18 protein-coding genes are annotated in these 22,121 nt (G+C 42.1%); 14 read left to right on the forward strand and 4 right to left on the reverse strand.

Annotated features, from left to right (window positions below; genetic code table 11):
- Positions 1 to 27: 27 nt before the first annotated feature.
- Positions 28 to 1,425, reverse strand: a complete 1,398-nt coding sequence (locus RBH88_RS11315; RefSeq protein ID WP_213699686.1) for a hypothetical protein — start codon at positions 1,423 to 1,425, stop codon at positions 28 to 30.
- 154 nt (positions 1,426 to 1,579) lie between these two features.
- On the opposite strand from RBH88_RS11315, the gene RBH88_RS11320 reads away from it, so the two are divergent.
- The 3 genes from RBH88_RS11320 to RBH88_RS11330 all read left to right on the forward strand — a co-directional run bounded on the left by RBH88_RS11320 (position 1,580) and on the right by RBH88_RS11330 (position 6,849).
- Complete coding sequence (locus RBH88_RS11320) at positions 1,580 to 2,266, forward strand: response regulator (RefSeq protein WP_213690024.1); 687 nt, start codon at positions 1,580 to 1,582, stop codon at positions 2,264 to 2,266.
- A gap of 183 nt (positions 2,267 to 2,449) precedes the next feature.
- Complete coding sequence (locus RBH88_RS11325; RefSeq protein ID WP_213690023.1) at positions 2,450 to 4,492, forward strand: methyl-accepting chemotaxis protein; 2,043 nt, start codon at positions 2,450 to 2,452, stop codon at positions 4,490 to 4,492.
- A gap of 212 nt (positions 4,493 to 4,704) precedes the next feature.
- The gene (locus RBH88_RS11330; RefSeq protein ID WP_213690022.1) at positions 4,705 to 6,849 is read left to right on the forward strand and encodes a methyl-accepting chemotaxis protein; all 2,145 of its coding nucleotides are present in this window, start codon (positions 4,705 to 4,707) and stop codon (positions 6,847 to 6,849) included.
- Positions 6,850 to 6,900: 51 nt separating this feature from the next.
- On the opposite strand, the gene RBH88_RS11335 is transcribed toward RBH88_RS11330, so the two are convergent.
- Together RBH88_RS11335 and RBH88_RS11340 are read right to left on the reverse strand one after the other, a co-directional pair.
- A complete protein-coding gene (locus RBH88_RS11335; RefSeq protein WP_213695546.1) occupies positions 6,901 to 8,706 on the reverse strand; it encodes an aldehyde ferredoxin oxidoreductase family protein in 1,806 nt (601 codons plus the stop codon).
- Positions 8,707 to 8,837: 131 nt separating this feature from the next.
- Positions 8,838 to 9,680: a MurR/RpiR family transcriptional regulator gene (locus tag RBH88_RS11340; protein WP_213690020.1), complete on the reverse strand. Its 843-nt coding sequence runs from the start codon at positions 9,678 to 9,680 to the stop codon at positions 8,838 to 8,840.
- Positions 9,681 to 9,915: 235 nt separating this feature from the next.
- On the opposite strand from RBH88_RS11340, the gene RBH88_RS11345 reads away from it, so the two are divergent.
- From RBH88_RS11345 to RBH88_RS11395, 11 genes are all read left to right on the forward strand, one after another.
- The gene (locus RBH88_RS11345; RefSeq protein ID WP_307879662.1) at positions 9,916 to 11,901 is read left to right on the forward strand and encodes a PAS domain S-box protein; all 1,986 of its coding nucleotides are present in this window, start codon (positions 9,916 to 9,918) and stop codon (positions 11,899 to 11,901) included.
- Positions 11,873 to 12,535, forward strand: a complete 663-nt coding sequence (locus tag RBH88_RS11350) for a response regulator transcription factor (RefSeq protein WP_307880089.1) — start codon at positions 11,873 to 11,875, stop codon at positions 12,533 to 12,535. Before RBH88_RS11345 ends, RBH88_RS11350 begins: the two co-directional genes overlap by 29 nt.
- 263 nt (positions 12,536 to 12,798) lie before the next feature.
- Complete coding sequence (locus RBH88_RS11355) at positions 12,799 to 13,350, forward strand: hypothetical protein (protein ID WP_307879663.1); 552 nt, start codon at positions 12,799 to 12,801, stop codon at positions 13,348 to 13,350.
- Positions 13,351 to 13,418: 68 nt separating this feature from the next.
- Positions 13,419 to 13,904: a hypothetical protein gene (locus RBH88_RS11360; protein ID WP_213690016.1), complete on the forward strand. Its 486-nt coding sequence runs from the start codon at positions 13,419 to 13,421 to the stop codon at positions 13,902 to 13,904.
- A complete protein-coding gene (locus RBH88_RS11365; protein WP_307879664.1) occupies positions 13,901 to 14,734 on the forward strand; it encodes a hypothetical protein in 834 nt (277 codons plus the stop codon). The genes RBH88_RS11360 and RBH88_RS11365 overlap by 4 nt, the downstream gene beginning before the upstream one ends.
- A gap of 14 nt (positions 14,735 to 14,748) precedes the next feature.
- The gene (locus tag RBH88_RS11370; protein ID WP_307879665.1) at positions 14,749 to 17,598 is read left to right on the forward strand and encodes a hypothetical protein; all 2,850 of its coding nucleotides are present in this window, start codon (positions 14,749 to 14,751) and stop codon (positions 17,596 to 17,598) included.
- A gap of 11 nt (positions 17,599 to 17,609) precedes the next feature.
- Positions 17,610 to 18,086 carry a hypothetical protein gene (locus RBH88_RS11375; protein WP_213690013.1) on the forward strand — a complete coding sequence of 159 codons (477 nt, stop codon included), beginning with the start codon at positions 17,610 to 17,612 and terminating at the stop codon, positions 18,084 to 18,086.
- Between the two features lie 15 nt (positions 18,087 to 18,101).
- Entirely contained in the window at positions 18,102 to 18,299 is a 198-nt protein-coding gene (locus tag RBH88_RS11380) for a hypothetical protein (RefSeq protein ID WP_213690012.1), read from the forward strand.
- Positions 18,300 to 18,401: 102 nt separating this feature from the next.
- Positions 18,402 to 19,244, forward strand: a complete 843-nt coding sequence (locus RBH88_RS11385; RefSeq protein ID WP_307879666.1) for a metal ABC transporter solute-binding protein, Zn/Mn family — start codon at positions 18,402 to 18,404, stop codon at positions 19,242 to 19,244.
- The gene (locus tag RBH88_RS11390; protein ID WP_213690010.1) at positions 19,241 to 20,038 is read left to right on the forward strand and encodes a metal ABC transporter ATP-binding protein; all 798 of its coding nucleotides are present in this window, start codon (positions 19,241 to 19,243) and stop codon (positions 20,036 to 20,038) included. Before RBH88_RS11385 ends, RBH88_RS11390 begins: the two co-directional genes overlap by 4 nt.
- Complete coding sequence (locus tag RBH88_RS11395; RefSeq protein ID WP_213690009.1) at positions 20,031 to 20,825, forward strand: metal ABC transporter permease; 795 nt, start codon at positions 20,031 to 20,033, stop codon at positions 20,823 to 20,825. The genes RBH88_RS11390 and RBH88_RS11395 overlap by 8 nt, the downstream gene beginning before the upstream one ends.
- A gap of 73 nt (positions 20,826 to 20,898) precedes the next feature.
- Here RBH88_RS11395 and RBH88_RS11400 read toward each other — a convergent pair whose 3' ends face one another.
- Positions 20,899 to 22,089 (reverse strand): M20 family metallopeptidase, encoded by a 1,191-nt coding sequence (locus RBH88_RS11400; RefSeq protein WP_307879667.1) that lies wholly within the window; start codon positions 22,087 to 22,089, stop codon positions 20,899 to 20,901.
- Between the last annotated feature and the right edge of the window lie 32 nt (positions 22,090 to 22,121).

The following is a 22,121-nucleotide window of genomic DNA, read 5'->3' on the forward strand; positions in this document are numbered from 1 at the left end:
TAAGAGGAAGTGAACAAAAAGGGGTTTTCAGTTAAGAAAACCCCTTTTTGTATAAAAACAGCACATAGCTGCTGTTGTTGTTTCTGCTAGATTCTCCAAAAGATTGAAATCAACATTGCTTGTCGACCATAATGCAACAAAACCTCGGAATATGTTCCCTTCAGTTAGAGTGACAATAATGTCAGCTCCCTGAATCTCTTCAAAAGCCAGTAATTCGGGAGCGTTTAAAAAATCAAAAAAGGAAGAGGCCATCTCAAAAGAAGAAAAAATAGAAATATTGGGATCAGTGATAGAGAGAGGGCAACTATAAAGACATTTGCCTGAATGAATAACTTTCCCGTCTTGATAAGTTCCATGGAAAACGTAACTTTGTCTTTCAGAATCCCAAGCGACGATTAAACTTTTATGGCTTTGGGTTACTTCGCTGAACATATCAAGAATACTATCTAATAAACTGCGTCTCTCCGTTTGTCGCATGAGATGCAGTGTTGCATTGTGAAGAGCTTGAAGAGCAAATGTTTGACTTGTCAATTGTTTAACAGCACTATCCCTTTCTTCGTGAAGGCAGGAAATCGATAGCGCTTTGGAAGCAATGTTGCCAAGAAGTTCAAGAAAATTCAAATCCTCTTGTTCTAATGCTCTATTCCATTTTAAAAGACAATAAAGTCGCTGCTTTTTACTAAGAACAGGAAGAAAAACGGTCCATTTTTTTGAAAGCTGCGCGTAATGATTTTCTCCGAAGAAATTTTTGTGTTTTTCATCGATAGGAAGAGGCGCAGAAGTGAGAAACCTTTTAGTCAGAACAGCGTCGCGTTCTGGTATGGCATGAAGTTTCCCTTCGAGCAGATGAAGCATGTCTCCGTCATCGTGAAGGATCAACAAATCTTCTGGGAAGAGACTCTCTCGTATAACATCGCCTAAAAAAGCGGCGAAATATTCAAGCGGCATAGGCTCAAAGATAGAAGCAAGAGTACTTTTTGTTGCTAATATCATATAGTCAAGGCGAGAAAGACGATGCTCTATCTTTTCTTTTTCTTTGAAAGATTGCCAGATGTCGATGATTCCTTCAAAAGCGGGCAATGTTTCCAGGAATGAAGAAGATGGTTGTTGATCAAGAAGAAGATAAAATGACCATTTTTCGCCTTTTATGGAAAGCCCCCATTTCCATGTGCAAGAAAATAAATCTACGTTAATTGGGAAAGGGCTTAAAGACATCTGGTTTGAAAAAAGTGAAGCAATATGTTCGTTTTTATCAGAAAGAATAAGGCTGGAAGGAGTGATGCCAACAGCTTCAAGAAGAATAAGTTCATCCTTTCGAGATTCCAAAAGAAGGGCTCGATTTGTATAATTCGAAAGATAGTCGGCAAATCGGTCTAAAATGCCTCCATGGAGGATAAAAGACATCTTTTCGTAGAGGTCATGCACGATGATTTCACTTCCTTTCACCTTTTATTAAAGTTAATTTAAAAACCATAGTACAGGATGGACGTTTATTCGTCCACCGTAAAAATAGTTTGCCTGCTAGAATAATGTTTACATAGTTTAGTTTTTGAAAAGGAGGTTCTCTAAAGGAAAGAATATGGAAGAAAAGCTTTCTGTTTTACTTGTGGATCAAGATCTAATGACGGCTTCGGTTATGAAGCAGTTTATAGTTGCAGTTCCTGGTTTTTATGTAGCAGGTATTTCTACGTCTTTGCCTCATATTTGCGTTACTCTGCAAAAAAATCAGATCGACCTCGTTGTCTTTGAGCCTTTGGGGTTAGCGGAGAATATTGCTGAGGTTGTGGGGCGTATTCATCGTATATCCCCTATGACAGCTTTTATAGTGGTTTCATCAAAAGCAGATCAATTTTCAGTTCGACAGGCTTTAAGCTTGGGAGCTCTCGATTACGTATTAAAACCTTTTTCCTTCGAACGTTTTAGAAGGGCTCTCTATATATGTCAGGACAGGAAAAAACTTCTGAGTACCCTTCCTAAAATTTGTATGCAAAACACGATTGACGAAGTTATTGTAGCTCAGCGAGAGAGACTTTTTTTTAGCTACCTTCCCAATGGAATTCAAAAAGAAACTCTCGAACAAATGGCAGAAACTCTCTCTTCTTTGCAGGAAGCAGCTACTATTGATGAGATAGCTCAATTGACAGGCTTTTCGCGAACGACGACGTGGAGATACCTTCATTATTTGTTGAATATAGGAAGGATTGTTTCAACTCTTGAGTATCAAGTTGCGGGCAGACCGCTGAAGAAGTTTCTATATATTAAATAAAGCCCATTCTATCCCCTTCTTTTTAATTATTTTATATAGGAAAATAAGCTCTCTATCCATGAAATAAAAGGATAAAATATGAAATATTTGGTTTTTTTATTGTCACGTGGCTAAAACCAGATATGATTTTTAATCATATCTTATTGAATATTTTTCAAATTACACAAAGGGGGACATGCCAACGTGACGATTAAAGCCAGACTTTGGGGGATGCTAGCAGTTATTCTTATCGTGATTGCCGTAATGACGGGAATTACGTACTATCGAGGACAATCTATTCTTGTAGATACGATTAATAAGACCGGTATTGAAACAACGCGAGAAGGGACAGCTCTTATTGATGGTTATTTTGAGCGTTTGACAGGTATTCTCAATACTTCAGCGGAATCTCTACGTCATAGTTGGGTCTACCTGAATCTAACTGATGAAGATAACATTGAAAATTTTGTTACCAATTTGACCAATCGGAACAAAAGAGAAGGAATTATGAACATCTATATGGGAATAGAGAAAAATGGTCGCCTCGCTGACGGAACAGGATGGAAAGAGCCGGAAGGGTACAATGTTCGTGAAAGACCTTGGTATAAACAGGCAGTCAATGCAGGCAAAGTTGTTCTTACCGATCCTTACATAGATATGGTGACCAATGAAGTCGTTTTATCTATTGCTATGCCTATTTATGATAATTCAGGAGCTCTTCTTGGTGTTGTTGCCGAAGATGTAAATTTGTCGAGCCTATCTGAGATCGTTGCGTCTCTAAAAATTTATGAGACGGGAGATTCAATGTTAATCACTCATGATGGACTTATCGTTTCTTCTCCTCATGCTGAAGATGTTATGAAGTCTAATTTATTGAAAGACAGCAAGTTCCCTGAAGCGTTAAGAAATGTAGCCCAAAAAATGCTTGATGGTGAAGAAGGATGGGCAACATATTCATATGGAGGAGTCGACAAAATCGTTTTTTATGCACCTACTAAACATGGGCTTCCTCTAGCAGTCTTTTTCCCTCTCGCTGTCATTACTAAGATTATCCGTTCTCTTACAGGGGTATTGCTTATCGTTTCGGTTATAGCCATTATCGTTATTGCTCTTATAGTCTTTACTATTGCGAGAGGCTTGGCTCGTTCTATTCGGCATATGGAAGAAGCGACAAACAAGATTGCAGATGGTGATCTCACAACAAAATTTGATACAAAGGGTAAAGATGAAATAGCCCGTATCTCAGAACACCTCAATGGTATGGTCGATCGCCTTCGTGATCTTGTCTCTTCTGTTAAGAACGAAGCTGTAGATACATCACAGCGAGCAGAGACTCTAGCCTCGTTATCAGAGGAGACTGTTGCTTCTATGGAAGAGGTTGCCGGTGCTATTAACCAAGTGTTGGAAATGTCTGAAAGCAGTTCCTCAGCTTTGGAAGAAACAAACGCTTCTATTCAGGAAGTGGCTGCTAGTGCTCAATCTGCGGCTAAATCTGCAACTGACGGTGCGGAAGGATCTTCAAAGGCAGTTGAGATCACGGAAACAGCCGTTGAGGATGTAGATTCAGTTATTAATAATATAGCGGAAGCTGTTCAGGGTTCGAAAAAAGGAGTTGAAACGATCCAATCTCTTGGACGTTCAGTTGCGGATATTTCTGGATTCGTTGCAACCATAACTTCTATTGCCGATCAGACTAATTTACTGGCTCTTAACGCTGCTATTGAAGCTGCTCGTGCTGGAGATGCCGGACGAGGTTTTGCCGTTGTTGCCGAAGAGGTAAGAAAGCTGGCAGAAGAGTCAGCCCAGGCAGCTCAAAAAGTAGAAGTCCTTATTGTGGAACTTCAAAAGAGTTCCGAAAGCTCTATTGGAGCCGCCAATGATACTGGTCGGATACTTGAGAAAACCATGAATCAGGCCTCCTCTGCGCAGGAAAAACTTCGCGAGGCTGTTGCTGCAGTTGTTAAAGTTTCTGAGGCTGTTCAGAGTATCGCTGCTGTCTCCGAGGAGCAGGCTGCATCTAGCGAAGAAATGACAAGCGCAGTGCAAACTGTTACAGAATCTACAACGGAAGTTGTTCAGTCAGTTAGTAACATCAAAAATGCTTCTGCCGAAACCACAAAAGCAGCAGAAACAATTGCTCAGGAAGCACAAAACATGTCTCAGGCTGCGGAAACACTTTTAAGTCTGGTCTCTCAGTTCAGAGTTGATTCAGGTCAAGAAAGAACAGGTCTAGTTCCTGTAAAATAAAAGGTTAATGTTATAATCAATAACCTAAAAGTTTAAAGAAGATATATTTCAAATATAAAAAATAAGAGTCCCCATGGGTGAATAGCCTGTGGGGACTCTTATTTTAAATAATAAAAATATTACAACAAGACTTGAGAAATGGGACAACTAGATTAAACTGTATGTACCATGAATTATATTGGCTATTTTTCTGCAAGGGGGATGTGGGATGTATGGGTTTTAACAAACTTGGGACGCGCATTACTGCTATCGTCGTTATTTTGATTCTTGCAGCAATTGGAGGAGTAGGTTTTTTTGCCCTTCAAAAGAGCTCTTCTGCTTTAAGTGAGGCTGCAGTGGCTTATGAAACCTCTGAAGCAGAACGTATTGCTAAAACACTCGATAATACTTTTGGTCGATTTAACGGTTTACTTCTTGCCTTGAACGCTACAGTAAAGACTCGCTTTAAACCTGTTATGGCACGAGCACTTGGAATGGATTCCTATGTTGCACAGTTTGCGGCTACGAACGTCCAATTCGTTTCAGAACTTGGTGCGCAGGTTGATGAAACCCGCGAAATTTTTGTTTGCTTCAACCCTGAGGAGTTTGAAGGCGATAAAGTACATATGGTGAGTTTTTCGAGGGAGAACGAAAATTCCATTTTTAGATATTCTGAAAAAACTCCCTATGTAGTTGCAGATCTTTTAAATCGAGAAAAAGATGAGACCTCTTGGTTTTGGCGTCCTCTGGACACTAAAGAAGCAGTGTGGGGAGATATCGTCGTTCGAGAAGGTGGCGAAGAGATGATTCCCTACTCTATGCCTGTTGTGGTTGAGGGAAAGGTTATTGCCATCATAGGAATGCTTTTTGATTATTCTTTTGTACGGGATACTCTTCAAAATATTCATCTCTACGAAACAGGATACTCCTTTTTGCTCAATAGAGATCTTCAGTTTATGTATCATCCCGAGTTTTCTTTCGAAGGCCCCTCTTTTAAAGAGATAGAAGGCGGACATTTAGCTGAATTTACTAATCAGATGCTCAATGAAAAATCGGGCCTCTTTGTTCATGATATGAACGGTGAACCTGTAGCTGTTGCCTACCAGACTCTTGAAAATGGTTTCATTCTTGGTGCTGTAGCTCCTCAGAATGAGGCTTTGGCAGCTATATCTGCTCTTCGAAAAGCTATTCTTATTGGTGTATTAATTGCTATTGCTATTGCCGTACTCGTTATTTTTGCTTTCTCAAGAAGCTTGTCTGTTCCCCTGAATCACGTCGTTCAAGTGGCTAAAAAGATAAGTTCCACAGGAGATCTTTCTATACAGTTAGAAACATCTTCTTCAGTAACTGAAATTCGTGAGCTTGTAAGTGCTTTTAATACCTTGATTTTGGGGGTAGGCGAAGTTGTTGCGGCTATTCGTGAAAATGCGGAAAAAGTTCTTGAAAGAGCAGAAAATCTCAATACAGCAGCAGAACAAGGAACTGCTTCCGTTCAGCAAGTTGTCGCCTTGACAGAAAAAGTGAGTCAAAATACTCAAGACTCTGCGGCGGCCGTCGAACAAGCTAATGCGGGTGTTCAAGAAGTGGCTGCCAGTGCCCAGTCTGGAGCTAAGACTGCATCGGAGGCTGGGGAGAGCGCATCTCAGATTTCCGAAGCTGCAGAGCGAGGTGGAAAGGCTGTTGATGCTATTGCCAGCCTCGTTGAAGAGGTGGCGGGAGCCGGTAAAAAGGTGGGCTCTGCTATAGATGAACTTGCCGGTTCAGTCGATGGTATTACTGGTTTTGTCAATACAATTACCCAGATTGCAGATCAAACAAATTTGTTAGCTCTTAATGCAGCTATCGAAGCGGCACGAGCTGGAGACGCCGGTCGGGGTTTTGCTGTTGTAGCAGAAGAAGTTCGTAAACTTGCCGAAGAATCAAGCAGAGCTGCTTTGCAGGTAAGCGATGTAATTTCTGAAATTGCGAATCGAACAAAAACAGCGACAAATGACCAAAAGGGCTCAGAGGCAAAGGTTAATGTGCTTGTAGAAAAAGCAGCTGAGACTAAAACTGTTATTGATGATGTCGTCGATAAAATTGCCTTGGTGAACGAAAGTGTTCAGACCATTGCTGCAACAATGGAGGAGCAGTCTGCAAGTGCTCAGGAAATGACGGCAGGAATGGATAATGTTGCTAGAACAAGTCAGGAGATTGCAGATCAAGTGGCACAAATTACTCGCTCTATGGATGAGCAAGGAGAGGTGTCTCAATCTATTGCTGGCGCTGCTGGCGAGCTTGTTCGATTGAGTGAGGATATGCAACAGGCTGTTTCTAAATTTAAACTTAAACAAGAGCAAAAGAAACAAAGCACAGGACTTGTTCCAGCAGAAGCGTAGACTAGATAAGAAAGGGCCGCTCAGTAAAGCGGCCCTTTTTCGTAATAAAATTTACGACGTAAGGTCAAGGCGCTTCCGTGTCTCTTCCGTAGGTACTCCTTCTTCGTCCCAACCTCGTAATTTATAGTATTCGGGAAGCATTTCAGGAACTCGACTGAGCTTTCCCTTTCCAGGTCCTTCTGGTATCGGCTCTTTCAACAATCTAGGTGGAAGTGTATCTTCTTTTGACGGGATAAGTCCTTCCCGCAAGTTGAAAAGTCGCTCAAGATTCCAGATCCTTTCTCCGCACGTCATTATTTCATCTCCAGTATAGTCGAACCCTGTTGCTGCTTTTAAGAACGCTGCATAGTCAGAAGCATCAAGGGCAAAGGATGTGAAAAGACACATGCCTGAAGAATCAATAGTTGCGGTAAGGTCGTGGAATATTTTTGCCCACATTGGTTTTTGTGATATATCATCAGGGTCAAGCTTTTCAGGGGCTCCGAGTATCTCCGGAGAGATAAGATAACCTCTGACATGACATGCTCCTCGATTACTCACTGCATATGTCAAACCTATTCCCTGAATTCCTCTGGCATCGTACGCTGGCATCTCTTGCTTTTTTACGGTCATAGAGAGCTCTGGATGTCCATACATGTTACATAATTGCCAAGAACCTTGAGCTAATTTTTTGCCAAAGCCCTCCCCTTTTCCCATCTTCTCTGTCCAATATACGATAGCTTCCTCATTCCCAAAGGTTAGTTCAGGGCCACCTTCGAGTTCTTCTTTTGCAATGAGTTTTTTTTCATATAGCTCCATTGCTGCGGCAATGGTGACGCCGGCACTGATCGTATCGAGGCCGTACTCGTTACATAGATAATTGGCGCGAATAATAGGTTCAATGGATGCAATGCCACAACATGCGCCAAATGCGAAAATTGTTTCGTATTCAGGCCCTTCTCCTGCTTTGTCTTTTACTTTTGTTATTCGTCCACATCCTATGGGGCATCCAAAACAATGATAGTTATTTGTAAGATATTTTTCTGCTAATATCTCTCCAGATTGTTTGTCGGCGTCATCCATATATGCACCTTGCCAGTTCCTGTATGGATACGCTCCTGTTTGGTTAATAATATTGACTAAAATTGCTGTCCCGTATGTAGGAAGACCTTGGCTTGTGACAGGATGGGCTTTCAGTTTTGCCATTTTTTCTTTCAGCACTGAAGAAAGTTCTTTGGAATTTGATACATAAGGAGAATTTGTTCCTTTCACAACAATGGCTTTTAGATTTTTTGAACCCATTACGGCTCCGACGCCACTTCGTCCTGCCGCTCTGTTTTTGTCGTTCATAATAGAAGCTATACGGGAAAGTTTTTCTCCCCCTGGGCCAATACATAATACTTTTGCTTTCGCATCATTGATTTCTTCAAGGATTTTATCTGTTGTCGCATGCGTATTGAGCCCCCAAAGATGGCTTCCTTCTTTTATTTCCACATGATCATTTTCGATATACATATATACGGGATGATCCGATTTCCCTTCAATAATAAGCATGAACCAACCAGCTTTAGCTAGCTCAGCTCCCCAATATCCGCCGGAATTGCTTGATGCAATATATCCGGTTAAAGGGCTTTTGGTTATGACCATATAACGGCCGGCGGCAGGTGCACTACGGCCTGTTAAGGGACCTGTAGCGAAGATGAGACGATTCTCAGGACTAAAGGGGTCAACATTGACAGGGTTTTCGTCAAAAAGAATTTTAGAACCATATCCACGTCCACCAACATACTTGCGAAGAAGTGAATCATCCACTTCTTCTTTGCTGATTTTGCGAGAAGACAAATCTACCCGCAAAATGGTGCCTAAACGGCTTACCATGGGTGTCTCCTCCTTCTCTCCACTCTTTTATCATTCTATATGTTTCTTCTCTCAACTCTATTTCTTTATACACAAACAATCCTTAAAAGTGTTGGCTTTTTTCTCCGCATATCACCTCCTTAATCTAAAAATTAAAGGATTGAAGGTTCGTATAAGTGGTTAGCCTTCCAATAGCGCTCTAAAATCTCAAGACGAGATGAAACTTTATCGCCAAGCTCCTGGGCTATACTGAGAATAATGCAATTCAATGTACTTATTGGAGCGGCAAAAGAGTCGATGAATGAGATTGGTGTGTATGGTATTGCCACGACATGAAGGGCGTAGGTAGCTAAAGGACTTGTATATTCATCTGTTATAGCAACTGTTTGTAAGTCATTTTCTTTAGCATGACAAAGTACATTAACAGTCCATGTTGAGTATCGAGGAAAACTAATTCCTACAACGACACTTTGCTTTGGCGCATTGACAAGTAGCTCGTATGGAGTATCAAGGGGCATCAATTTTACATCTGGTAATAGCCATGACAGGTAGAATGAGAGATAGTAGGCTAGAGTGTATGAGCTTCTATAACCAGCGATATAGATGGCAGGAGCCTTAACGAAAAGAGAAGCAAGATCTTGAAGAATTTCTTCATCAAGACGAGACCTGGCCAATTGCATAGCGTTAAGATCTTTGCTCATTGCCGTGTCTAAAAGTCCTTTTTCACCTGAAGATCTATATTTTTCCAAGCGTTCGAGAGTCGATAGATGATCAATGAGCATATTCCGAATTGCCTGATGAAGTTCCAGATAGCCAGATAAACCCAATGTATAGGCGAATCGGATAACTGTCGCTTCGCTTACTCCAACATGTGAACCAAGTTGTGATGCTGTTAGAAAAGCGGCCTCTCGTGGTTTCTCTAAAATGAAGCGGGCAACTTTCTTTTGCCCCGGGGATAATTCATTCATTTTTGCTGTAATGAGTTCTTTTAACATAGCTAGTGTCTCCCCTTTTGAGTTTCTTTGTCAATTAAAAGGTCGATATTGCCCTCAAGTTGAAAAAAAATATCCTTTGAGATATCATGAGAATATTCTAACATATTTGCATATTTTAATTTTATTTTTCATGTTTTAACTCTTGTATCTTTAGCTTCACTCTTCACGCAATAGAACAGCGTTGTTGGTGAAAGAAAGGAAAGAATGAGAAGACTTTCTGTGGAGTGAGCAAAAGATGAGAAAAGGAGAATGGGGAGAGAATTTTAAAACCAACCCCCCTAGGCAAATTGCTCTTCCCCTTGAAAATGAATTAGAGTATCTGGAACAACAAGATGACAATATGTTCCAGAACCCTTCTCTTTGGTTTTCTGCCTCTCTCCATCACCCCGATCTTCTTGTATGTTTTATTGATGAAGACGGGCGCCTTCGTTTTTGGAATAAAACAGCGGAACGTGTTACAGGGTATAGTTTTGAATTTCTTTCAGGCTCAAGAAAGTGGCTTTCTTTACTCTATGCGAATGTCGAGAATTGGCAACGTATGCTTTCTTCCCTTCGGACCTTGGCTTTGATGCAGGGGGCTTCTGCAAGTATTGAGACAAAGATAAAAAAGAAAGATGGCAAGCCATGCACGATTCTATGGGCGTGCAATAATGTAATGCCCTCAGATGACTTCCCTTTTTCCGGTGTTGCTTGTTTGGGAATAGATATAACTGCTCGTGTCAATAGAGAAAAACGTTTAACGGAACGTATAACGACGTTATCTGCTCTTTTCGATAATATGGCTGATGCTGTTTTTCTTCACGAGATAGATGAAGATGGAGTGCCGGGAATATTTGTTGAAGTTAATGAGGGAGCCTCTCAAATGTTGGGATATTCCCGAAATGAATTGCTCGGTAGTTCTCCAAATTCAATCGATATTTTTTTAAAGAAACAGGACATACTGATACTTGTGAGGCAACTTTTTCTAAATGGACATCTTACTTTCCAATCTTTTCTTAAAAAAAGAGATGGATCAGCTGTTCCCGTTGAAATTCACGCACACCTTTTTTCGTTTCAAGGAAAGCCTATGGTTCTTTCTATTGCTCGTGACGATTCAGAACGAAGAAAAAACGAAGCCTTGCTTATGGAAAATGAGGAATTTTCTTCATCAATCCTTGATCAAAGTCCTAACGCTATTTTTGTCGTTGGTTCTGATACACGAATTCAGTATGCCAATAAATCTTTTGTGAAACAGTTTGGATATTCCTCAGAAGAAATTTTGAAACGTCCTGCTCCCTATCCATGGTGGAGAGAGGATTATTGGCTCAATATGGGAGAACTGCGTATTGCTATGCATGAAGGTGTCATAGGTAAGGAAAAACGCTTTGTAAGAAAAGATGGCGAAGAAATATGGGGGGAAATAACAGCGGTTCCTATTCGAGACAGCGATGGGCGGCTTCAGTATTGTGTGGTGACTTGGAAAGATTTGACTTCATATAGAAAACTTGAAGAACAAATAAGTTTACATCAGCATCAATTACAATATTTGTCCTCTGAATTATATGTGGCTGAAGAACGGGAGAGGCGACGTATTTCCACAGATTTGCACGATAGCGTGGGACAAAATCTGGCACTTTCCCATATTAAGCTTGAAATGCTTAAGAGTCAGATTAAAGAGAAGAGAGAAAAAGATGTTGTTCAGGATATCCTCTCGCTTATAGATCGTTCTATACAGGGAATGAGAACTCTTATTTTTGAGTTGAGTCCCCCAATGCTTTATGAATTGAGTTTCCATGCGGCGGTGGAATGGCTTATAGATAAAATGGAAGAAGAGCACGGTCTATGTATCGTTTTTAATGATTTTCTTGTGAGCGATGAAATTCCAATGGATATAAAAATTTTCCTTTTCAGAGCTTTGCGAGAACTTTTAATGAATATCGTAAAACATGCTAAAACGAATGAGGCGATTATAACCATTTCTCGCTTTGATCCATGGACAGTAGCGCTAGAGGTTAAGGATGATGGCGTTGGATTCGACCTTTCTATGCTAAGAGAGTTGGGACGGGATCCCAGTAATTTTGGTTTGTTGAGTATTCGAGAGAGAGTAAATTATCTTGGTGGCTTTATGCAGATACAAACTCTCCTTGGTGAAGGAACCAAAGTTACTCTTTTTGTCCCTGTAGAAAAGGAGGAAGAAAGGTTCGGTGACGTTCATGAAGAAAGTCAGGATTCTGCTGGCTGATGATCATCAAATTCTTCGAGATGGGTTACGAACTCTTTTAAACACTCAGGATGATATGGAGGTTGTAGCTGAGGCAGATACGGGACGAAAGGCTATTGAGATGTCCCTATCGAATCATCCAGATGTTCTTGTTATGGATGTCGTTATGCCGGAACTCAATGGGATAGAAGCTACAAATCAGCTTAAAAAAGAGCTTCCGGGAATTAAAGTGCTCGCATTATCAATGCATGCTGATCGTCATTTTGTTGCAGAGATGCTTAAAGCTGGCGCTTCCGGTTTTTTGTTGAAAGAGTGTGCTTTCCATGAATTAGCCCAGGCTATCCGATCGATTATCAGCGGAAAAATGTATCTGAGCCCGAGTATATCAAAATGTGTTATTGAGGAGTATGTGGGATATCTTTCAGGAGAAGGGAAAGAGGAAACTGACTCTATAAGTGCGTTGAGTCACAGAGAAAAGGAAGTTTTACAGCTTATAGCAGAGGGAAAAGGAAACCGCGAAATTGCTCGTACCCTTCATATCAGCGTGAAAACTGTGGAGACGCATAAATATAATATTATGCGCAAAATAAATCTTCACTCTGTTGCGGAGCTTACGAAATATGCGATTAAGAGCGGATTGACTCCAATGGATTAAGTGATTTCCTGATGTCTTTTTAAGTGAATAGCGTGAAAGGGGCAGGGGTGTATCCCTGCCCCTTTCAGTTTTCTCCCGATATTCAATTTTAATCGATAGACGTACCCTTTATATTGAGCTTAGACGGCTCCAGCTCTTTCGCTGGAAAGGGGGTCGTAGAGATGCCCGCCACATGCGGGTACACCTGATAAGTTATTACTTTCTAGCGGCGTAAAGGGATCTATGGAGTATAGGGCTATCTGCAAAAAAGGGAGGAAAAAAAGATGAAAAAAGTATTTCTTCTGTTAGCAGTTGTAGCCATGGTAGCTTTTGCTGCAAGCGCAGTTTTTGCGGTAGAAGCCCCCATGACCATGGAAGAGGCAGGGTTCGATACATCATGTCATCCGACATGCTGCACTCCGTATGACACGTTGAAAATCAACTGGAAGGTTATACCGATTAACTGCCTGATGATCAAACAGGAAGAGATCAATATGGCAACTCACATCGGATGTGTAATTCCTTGGTGCGATGAAGAGTGCATTTGGTACGCCATTATCGCAACAGGCACCGATGAGAGAAAGGTTGTCGGTAAGATCAATCTCGATATGCCCGATCACGTAACACTGTGGGCAAAACTTAAAGCTCCTTATGGAACAAGTGCTGTCGGAACACCAAACTGGACAGAACTTTCCACGGAGTACGTTGATCTCGTAACAGGTATATCCAAAGTTTGTGGAGCCTGGGGAAAAGGCGGTTTGAAGCTTTGCGCTGGCCCAGATGCTCAGAAAGCTGCTGGAACCCGAATCCTTACCCTTCTCATTCAGGACGCATAAGGGGTAATAAAAAGGGCGGCACTCGGGGGGGTGCTGCCCTTTTTTGTCAGTCGGGAGGGAAATAAAAAATGAGTGGAACTACGGTAATATCACGAGTCGTTCTTCTTGTGTTTCTCGTTGTTTTTTCTCCCCTGAGCGGGCGTTCAGAGGCTATGGAACTTATTGCCTTGGGAAGTTGGTCATCTCTTGTTATCGGTGCTTCAGCTTCCAATGGCCGAGGTATACGAGAGAGTGATCCCTCCATTGTAAGCCTAGGCATTATCAATACGCGGGATCAATATGCCTTATGGAACCTGGAGGCAAAGATCGTTGAGGGAGCACAGATACCTGAGGGAATACAGATCTGGATTCGCCGCACAGGTAATGGTATGGGAACAGGTTGGGTTCGGGGAGGCACTTCGTATCAGCTTCTCGATCCATCAGGAGCCACCCTTTTTACGGGAGCAGGAGATAGAAGTCATATAACGCTTCAATTGAAAATAACAGGTATTACTCCAGAAACACCGAAAGGCGTATATGCTCCACATATTGCATTTACGGTGGTGGATTTATGATGAGAAGAAAACTATTTTTCATATGTTTCTGTGTAACGGCGATTCTTCTATTTGTAGTCCGTCCGGAGTTTGCTCTGGCAAGTAATGTGGATGTTGAGGGAGATTTAACATATCGTTTTACAGTAACGCCAGGACAAGAAATTCGTGGACAGATTATAGTAAGAAATAACGATAAGGAACAACAGGTTCAAGTGGCCATCAACCAATCTGACTATTTATGTTTTGCTGATGGAAGCAACGATTATGGTGAGCCTGGAAGTATTGCTCGTTCTAATGCATTGTGGATGACAATAACACCTCGTCAGCTTGTCATTCCTGCGGCAGGAACGGCAAGCTTTAATTATGTGATTAATGTGCCGAAAGAGACGACTCTCTGCGGATCATACTGGAGTCTGATCATGGTTGAACCTATAGATCAAATACTGTTGCAACCTCCTATCGATGCAGATGGCAACATGGCTTTTGGAGTAATGACGGTCTTTAAATATGCCATCCAAATGATTACAGATATCGGAAATACGGGAGTTCGCGATATAGAGTTCGCTGATAAAAAGCTTATAAATGCCGGGGGCGTGTCTGTTTTAGCACTCGACATTGCAAATAAAGGGGAACGTGTCATTCGTCCTGTCGTCTGGGCTGAACTTTACGATGAGCAGGGTAACCATGCTGGCCGCTTTGAAGGGGGAAGGCGATGGATTTATCCAGGGAGCTCATGTCGTTTTGAGATTCCGTTTAAAGATGTTAAGGCGGGTCAATATAAGACCCTCATTATCGCTGATGGTGGAGAGGAAGAAGCTTTTGGCGCTCAGTATGCCCTGATACTAAAGTAAAGAGGGTGAACACTATGACAGGCGGAGGGCAGAAGCGAGTATTTAGAGTTCTACTTTTTCTCGTTTTTATATTATGGCTGCTTCCTGGCCTGACATGGGCACAGACAAAGGGATACGGGGTTGAAGTTCGAGCTCGTTCCCCATTACAGATTAGTACAAAACCAGGACGCATTGTCAGTATTAGCGTTCTTGTGACAAGCTATCAGCCTGCACTTGAAACATTTATAGAGGAAATTGATTTGCCTCAGGGGTGGCAACCTCTTATGCCCCCTGGGCGATTTTCAATTCCTTCGAGAGGAAGCGTGACACGTGTTCTTGCTTTTCAGATTCCTCCCTCAGCTCGAGTTGGAGATTATGAAGTAGTTTATTCTGTAAAAAACAGGCGGGATTACGGGGTATATGATGAAGAGATTTTCACAGTATCCATTCTTGCTGTTGAAGGCGTAGAGCTTATTTTAGTTAAAAAACCGGTAGCCATTATAGCGGGGCAGCACTATGAAGCTGATTTGCAGCTTATTAATAGGTCGAATACGACACGTACCTACTCTATAGACCTTCCTGATCGTGACGAAAGGTTTCCTGCTACCATCTCTCCAAATGAAGTAACATTGAATGCGGGTCAAAGCGCCGATTTGAAATTAAAGGGGAAAATTTTTCAAGGAAGCACTTCTCGATTCCATTTTGTTGAAGTTCGAGCCGTTGTAACTGGAGATGGGGGTCCAGATGCTACAACTCTTGTTGTCGATCTTGATGTTATTCCAAGAGGAGGAGGGGAACTTGATATATTCCACGTTCTTCCTACAGAGCTTTCAATTAGTGCCATGGGCAATACTGGAGGAGATGGGGTACATATTGAGTGGAGCGGTGAAGGTTATCTTGATGAGGAGCGCACCAAAAGAATTGATTTCCTCTTTAGGGGACCTGATACAGACGATTTCGGCATCTATGGAGATGTCGATGAATATTGGCTGAATTATTTTACTGAGACCTACTCTTTTTATCTTGGCGATCAAGGATACCCTCTCTCTCGATTAACGTCTTCTGGGGCTTACGGCCGAGGTATAGGTTTTGCTTATGAACCTATAGGAACAGGCTTTGGTGGAGGTTTACACTATGTAAAAAGCCGTTGGGGAACGCCGGAAAAAAAAGAATATGGTTTTTATGTTAGTCATAAAGTAGAAGATAACCTTGAAATAAGATTTAATGCCCTTCAAAAAGAAAGAAAGGCATATGGAAGCAAACCGGATATAGAAGACAAAATATGGAGTGTCAGTGCGGAATACAGACCATGGGTTCATACATTACTTGAACTTGAATATGCTATTTGTGACACAGACAGAGAGGAAGCTCTTGACGACGACGCAGCTTATAGAGTCTATTTAAGAGGAAGAATGAATGGGAAGATCCCTTACTCTATTACAAAAGTAAGAGCTGGCACTGATTTCTGGGGATACTACCACGATTATGACTATATAAGTGCAAGCGTCGGCTATCCCTTTAGCGATCGTTTGCAGGGAAACATATCGTGGTATCAATATAAAGATAATCTCAACCTCAGACAGGTTGATGCAACATCCCAAACCTTTGAAGAACTTCTTCAGGTCTACTTTGATTATGAATTGAGCGATGGCTGGTATCTGGCTTTGGGGTACGATACTTTTACCATGGAAGATCGCTTGTTACCAGCTGAATATAATTATCATGAAAATTCGTGGTGGCTACGAGTAGGGCGGAGTATGGAGCGTTATAGTTATTCCTTTGAAGCGCGATATGCGGACCAGAGCAATCGTGTAAATGGCGAGAGTGCTACGGCATGGAATTATAACGTTTCTTTAAGTTACCAGCTTACTCCTGAACTTTATGTTTCTATTTATGGAGGCTTTGGAGATAACGATGCTCTTGCAGATAGTTACCTCATGAGATCTTCTAGTAACAGAGGTATCTCAATAATTTGGGATATTACTCCCACTCTTCAACTCTCCTGCTGGTACACAAGATACTCATATGAAGAAGATTTTGCAGATAATAGCGAACAATATGAGTTTATTGCAGAGCAAACTTTCGAAGACGAAAGCCGGCTTCGTTTTAGAATACAACGTAATGATAACAGTGGTGAAATGGAAACATCCTACTCTGTTACCTATGTAATCCCTATCGATATCAAACTTGCCAAGAAGAAAAATGTTGGAGTCTTACAAGGTCTCGTATATGAAACTATTGCTGAGGAAAAGCGAGGTATTCCTAATGTGGTTCTTGATATTGAGGGCCAATCTGCCGTTACTGATGAAAAGGGAATGTTTCTATTCCCCAGCCTTCTTCCTGGGGCCTATCTGTTGAAAGTTGATAGGGCTTCTCTCGGAAATCGTGTGCCTAATCGTAAAGTTCCTATTACTGTTGAGATTGCAGGTTATGGGGAGGTTACATCGATGGATATAGGAATTATCGATGGCGTTTCTTTAAATGGCACAGTCGTTCTTATAGATCCAGATGCAGGGAAAGATAAACCTGCCGACTTAGAAGGAAATAAAAGCTACCTTGTAGGAGATACATTGCAGGAAGATGGATTTCTTGAACCTGGTGGATTACAGAGTGTACTTGTGGAATTAAAAAATGAGGACGAGGTCCATCGTCGAATTACAGATAGTTGGGGACGTTTCCTCTTTGAGGGATTGCGGCCAGGGAAGTGGGTTTTGAAAGTGTACGACATTAATATCCCTTCGTCATATCGTATTGAGTTCCCAGAGCAAAGCATTGATTTGGGGCCTGGGGATGCAAAAGTTGTTGAGGCCAAAGTCTTACCTCGAAAAAGAACGATAAAGTTCCTCGAAGAAGGAAGAGTCGTTATGAAACCTGGTGAGAAGTGAGGTGTGACAACATGGTGCGAAAATTATTTATTTTAGGATTTCTTATAGCCTTTCTTCTCTCCTGTGACTCGTCAGAAGGGGTCGATAGAACGGTTGCTTTCGTGAATATTTCTATTGAGGTTGTGGAGCAAAATGCTATTTCGGTTATTCAACAACCACTTTCCTTGCATAGCTACATTAATGATAGAGGAGATGCGGTTCCCTTATCGTATATAGTTACGGCTACCGGTCAGACGCCTCGTGTAGTTACAGGACGTTTAGAAGGGAATTTGCCGGAGGGTGTTCATCTTTTTGTACGGCTTGATGCCCCTATACGAGGCGAATCCACAGGCCTTCAAGAGCTAACTTCTCAAGAAGTTGAGTTATTGACGGATGTGTGGGGAATTTATAGTGTTCAGGGAAGTGGGGTGGTTCTTCTTAAGGCAGCGAATGATACCGCACGAAGTTTGGGACAAATTCAAATTCGTCTTGCGATACGAGAAACGTAAGGAGGCGTTAGAGACATGGGGGACCTTTATTCTCTTCGCAAAGAGCGAGACTATCTCTCTCGAGAATCGACTCGAAAGAGTATGGATCAACGAGAGTGGGAAATTCGTTACTTAAAAATCCTCGAGGATATCTATAGAGAAGAGCAGAAACTACGAGGACGCAGCTTGCCTAAAAGAAAAATCAACCGTGAAAATAGATCATATCCAGATTGAATAAAAGGCCTTCCTCAATAGGAGGAGAGGCCTTTTATTTTTTCTTCTGGTGTAAAATAAATAGTACTTAATAAATTTTACGTATCTGACGAGGTGGTACCTGTGCCTTTAAAAATTGGCATTGTATCTATAGTTGTTTGTTTCTTTTTTTCTTTGGTGGGAACACCTGTTTTGTATGGGATGGGTAATATAAATGCTTTTGTCTCTATTCCTCCACAGGCTTATTTCATTAGGGAAATCGGTGGAGATCGTGTTAATGTGCACATTATGATTCATCCTGGAGATGACCCTCATACGTATGAGCCGAAGCCCGGACAAATGGCTTCTTTTGCCCAAAGCCATCTTTATTTTGCGATTGATCTTCCCTTTGAAAAGAGACTTTTGGCAAAAGCTCTTTCTTTAAATCCGTCTCTTCGTATTATTGATACTTATAAAGAGATAGATCAAATGCCAGGAGACCTTCATGACCCGCATATTTGGCTCGCCCCTTCCCTAGTAAAAATACAGGGACGTGCTATCCGTGATGCTTTCATTGAAGTTGATTCTCAACATGCAGATGAATATAAAAAAAATTACATCCAATTTTGTCGCAAAGTTGATGACGTGGATTCAACTATACGCAGCTTGTTGAGCCATACGATGAAAAAGGATTTTATTGTTGTTCACCCTTCATGGAGTTACTTCGCTCGCGAGTATGATTTGAATCAGTTGTCGATGGAAGTCGAAGGTAAGGAGCCTAAAGCTTCAGATTTAGCATCTCTTATTACCTTAATGAGAGAGAAACAAATTAATACTATTTTTGTCTCTCCGCAGTATTCCAAGAAGATGGCAGAAAATTTGGCTCGGGAGACAAAAGCAATTATTCGTGTTATTGACCCCCTCGCTGAGGATTGGGAGAAAAATATGCTTGAAACGGCTCAGGCCATAGGAGAAAGTCTGAAATGAGCGAGATCCAGTCAATATTGTTTGAAAACGTGTCATTTGCCTACGAAAATGGAACAAAAGTGCTCGATAGAGTTTGTTTCGAGGTCCCTAAAGGTGAATTCTTAGTCATGATAGGTCCTAATGGCGGAGGAAAAACGACATTATTAAAGCTTATTCTGGGACTCGAAAAGCCTCTTTCTGGAAAGATTGCTGTGTTGGGAAAAAGCCCTGATCAAGCTTCTGCATCAGTTGGCTATGTCCCTCAAGATGCAGGTCGCAATAGAGACTTCCCCGTGACTGTTTTTGATGTTGCTTTAATGGGACGCCTTGGGTGTGGAAAGAAGACTACATTTAGTGAGGAAGATAAGAAAATTACCATGGAGGCCCTTGAACGTATAGGTTTAGCTGAAAGGCGTGACGATCTTATGGGTGAACTCTCTCAAGGGCAACGCCAGAGGGTGTTGATTGCAAGGGCGCTGGCCTCTCGTCCAGAAATTCTTCTCATGGATGAACCTTTTGCCAGTATTGATCCTGAGACCAGAGGAGTTCTCTATGAAGAACTCGCTTCTCTTGCCGGGAGCATTACGATTTTGCTTGTAAGTCATGATTTATCCGTTATTGCAAATGGAGCTACCGCTGTCGCATGCGTATGTGGGGATGTCTACTATCATAATTCGGCAGAAATCACAGAAGAAATGTTACAGATGGAGTATGGAGGAACGTGTCCAGTTGAGCTTATTGCTCACGGTTTGCCTCATAGAGTTTTAGCCCGTCACGATCATTTAAAGAAGGAGTTACATTCCCATCATGATTAATCTTTTGCAGTATGAATTTATGCAAAACGCTTTTTTGGCTGCCTTTTTAGCCAGTATTCTATGCGGCATGATGGGGAGTCTCGTTGTAGTGAGAAAGCATGTTATTGTTGCCGGAGGAATAGCCCACGGAGCATATGGCGGTGTTGGCCTTGCTTTTTTCTTAGGGGTATCTCCTATTTTTGGTACGATGGTGTTTTCTCTTGTGCTGTCACTTCTTATTGCGTGGATAACATGGCAAAAACCAGAACGAGCCGACTCTATAATAGGAGTTCTTTGGGCTGTAGGAATGGCTATAGGTGTAATATGTATAGATTTAACACCTGGATACGGTGCAGATTTAATGAGTTATCTTTTTGGGAGTATCCTTACTGTCTCAAAAGGTGACCTCTTTGCCATGCTCGGAGTCATTCTTCTCTCATTCGCCTTGGGCTTTCTGTATCATAAAGAATTATTAGCTTTTGCATATGATCCTGATTTCGCAAAGACAAGAGGGGTTCCTGTCGCTTTTTTGCATTATGTTGTTATTATCTTAATCTCAATGACTGTCGTTCTTCTAATTCGAGTTGTTGGGCTTATTCTTGTCATTGCTCTTCTTACTATTCCCCCTTCTATAGCAGAACGTTGGAGTCATTCTCTCTATTCTATGATGGGCAGGGCTTTCCTTTTAAGTTTATTTTTTTCATTTGTTGGTTTGTGGCTTTCCGCTCTTTTAAATGTAACTGCGGGAGCTACAATTATTCTCGTTTCCGCTATAGGATATGCCCTTTCTCTTTTGTTAAAAAAATAGGATCAAGAGTCTCTTTTTATGGAGACTCTTGATCCTTATTATGGCGAAATCTTTATGCTATTTTTATTGGTTCTTATTTCTGCCAGTTCAAAGCGAAATGTGCAAAAAGAGCTGACCCTATCCACAACGTATCTTCATCGATATCAAACTTCGAATTGTGGTGAGGATAGGTCTGTCCCTTTTCAGGATTGCTTCCGGCATGGAAGAAGAAGGTTCCAGGAACACGTTCGAGGAAATAAGCAACATCCTCGGCTCCCATTGATGGTTCGGGAATCTCCTTGGCTTTTTCCTCGCCGAGCACTTCTGCCACTGTGGCAAGAAGTTTATCGGTCATGGCACTGTCGTTAATGACAGGTGGCGGTCCAGGAATATATTCCACTACAGCTTCGCCCCGCATGCTGGCGGCCGTAGATTCTGCCAGCTCACGGATACGTTCCTCCATCATCTTCCGCGTCTCCACGTCAAGAACTCGAACTGTTCCCTCAAGAACGCATTCGCCAGGAATAATGTTATAGGCGGATCCACCAGTTACACGCCCTATGGTAAGAACACCTGGGTCTACAGGGTTGACCTCGCGGCTCAGAATCGTCTGAAGACGGCAGATAAGATGCCCAGCCATAACGATGGGGTCTACTGTAAGATGAGGTGTGGCACCGTGCCCGCCCTTCCCTTTCAGGGTAATAAGGAAGCGGTCGGCAGAAGCCATCATGCCACCGTGTGAATACCCGATCTCCCCTGCCGCATATCCCTTCCAGAGGAGTCCCGAATGAAGACCGATCAGGGCATCCACTTTAGGATTCTCAAGCACGCCATCATCAATCATGGCCTTCGCTCCCACAACATTTTCCTCCGCCGGCTGGAAGATGAACTTCACGCTTCCCTTCAGTTCGTGACGGTGTTTCATAAGCAGCTGTGCCGCCCCCAATGCCATGGCCGTATGGACATCGTGAGCACAGGCGTGCATGCAACCGTTGGTGGCTGCAAAGGGAAGTCCCGTCTCTTCCTTGATGGGCAGAGCGTCACAATCGGCTCGAATAGCCAGAACAGGACCAGGCTCGTCTCCCTCGAGAAGGGCGGCTACTCCATGCCCTCCGATTCCCTTCCGAATAGACGTGGAAGGAAATCCCATCCCCTCAAGAGCCTGTACAATGTAAGCCTCCGTCTCGGGGGTCTCGAGACCAAGTTCCGGATTGGCATGAATATGGCGCCTCCACTCTATGATCTCAGACAAAATCGCTTTCGCTTCGTCTTGGATGTTTGTCATGATACAGTATTCTCCTTTCCCAAAGTTTTCAA

This window comes from Aminobacterium sp. MB27-C1 (genome assembly GCF_030908405.1).
Taxonomy (GTDB): domain Bacteria; phylum Synergistota; class Synergistia; order Synergistales; family Aminobacteriaceae; genus Aminobacterium.

What these genes read in the sequence shown, in the direction of transcription:
- RBH88_RS11370 (WP_307879665.1), top strand. Translation starts at nt 14,749, where the DNA reads ATGACAGGCGGAGGGCAGAAGCGAGTATTTAGAGTTCTACTTTTTCTC.
- RBH88_RS11345 (WP_307879662.1), top strand. Translation starts at nt 9,916, where the DNA reads ATGAGAAAAGGAGAATGGGGAGAGAATTTTAAAACCAACCCCCCTAGG.
- RBH88_RS11335 (WP_213695546.1), bottom strand. Translation starts at nt 8,706, where the DNA reads ATGGTAAGCCGTTTAGGCACCATTTTGCGGGTAGATTTGTCTTCTCGC.
- RBH88_RS11360 (WP_213690016.1), top strand. Translation starts at nt 13,419, where the DNA reads ATGAGTGGAACTACGGTAATATCACGAGTCGTTCTTCTTGTGTTTCTC.
- RBH88_RS11395 (WP_213690009.1), top strand. Translation starts at nt 20,031, where the DNA reads ATGATTAATCTTTTGCAGTATGAATTTATGCAAAACGCTTTTTTGGCT.
- RBH88_RS11390 (WP_213690010.1), top strand. Translation starts at nt 19,241, where the DNA reads ATGAGCGAGATCCAGTCAATATTGTTTGAAAACGTGTCATTTGCCTAC.
- RBH88_RS11380 (WP_213690012.1), top strand. Translation starts at nt 18,102, where the DNA reads ATGGGGGACCTTTATTCTCTTCGCAAAGAGCGAGACTATCTCTCTCGA.
- RBH88_RS11355 (WP_307879663.1), top strand. Translation starts at nt 12,799, where the DNA reads ATGAAAAAAGTATTTCTTCTGTTAGCAGTTGTAGCCATGGTAGCTTTT.
- RBH88_RS11400 (WP_307879667.1), bottom strand. Translation starts at nt 22,089, where the DNA reads ATGACAAACATCCAAGACGAAGCGAAAGCGATTTTGTCTGAGATCATA.
- RBH88_RS11350 (WP_307880089.1), top strand. Translation starts at nt 11,873, where the DNA reads ATGAAGAAAGTCAGGATTCTGCTGGCTGATGATCATCAAATTCTTCGA.
- RBH88_RS11320 (WP_213690024.1), top strand. Translation starts at nt 1,580, where the DNA reads ATGGAAGAAAAGCTTTCTGTTTTACTTGTGGATCAAGATCTAATGACG.
- RBH88_RS11330 (WP_213690022.1), top strand. Translation starts at nt 4,705, where the DNA reads ATGGGTTTTAACAAACTTGGGACGCGCATTACTGCTATCGTCGTTATT.
- RBH88_RS11375 (WP_213690013.1), top strand. Translation starts at nt 17,610, where the DNA reads ATGGTGCGAAAATTATTTATTTTAGGATTTCTTATAGCCTTTCTTCTC.
- RBH88_RS11365 (WP_307879664.1), top strand. Translation starts at nt 13,901, where the DNA reads ATGATGAGAAGAAAACTATTTTTCATATGTTTCTGTGTAACGGCGATT.
- RBH88_RS11340 (WP_213690020.1), bottom strand. Translation starts at nt 9,680, where the DNA reads ATGTTAAAAGAACTCATTACAGCAAAAATGAATGAATTATCCCCGGGG.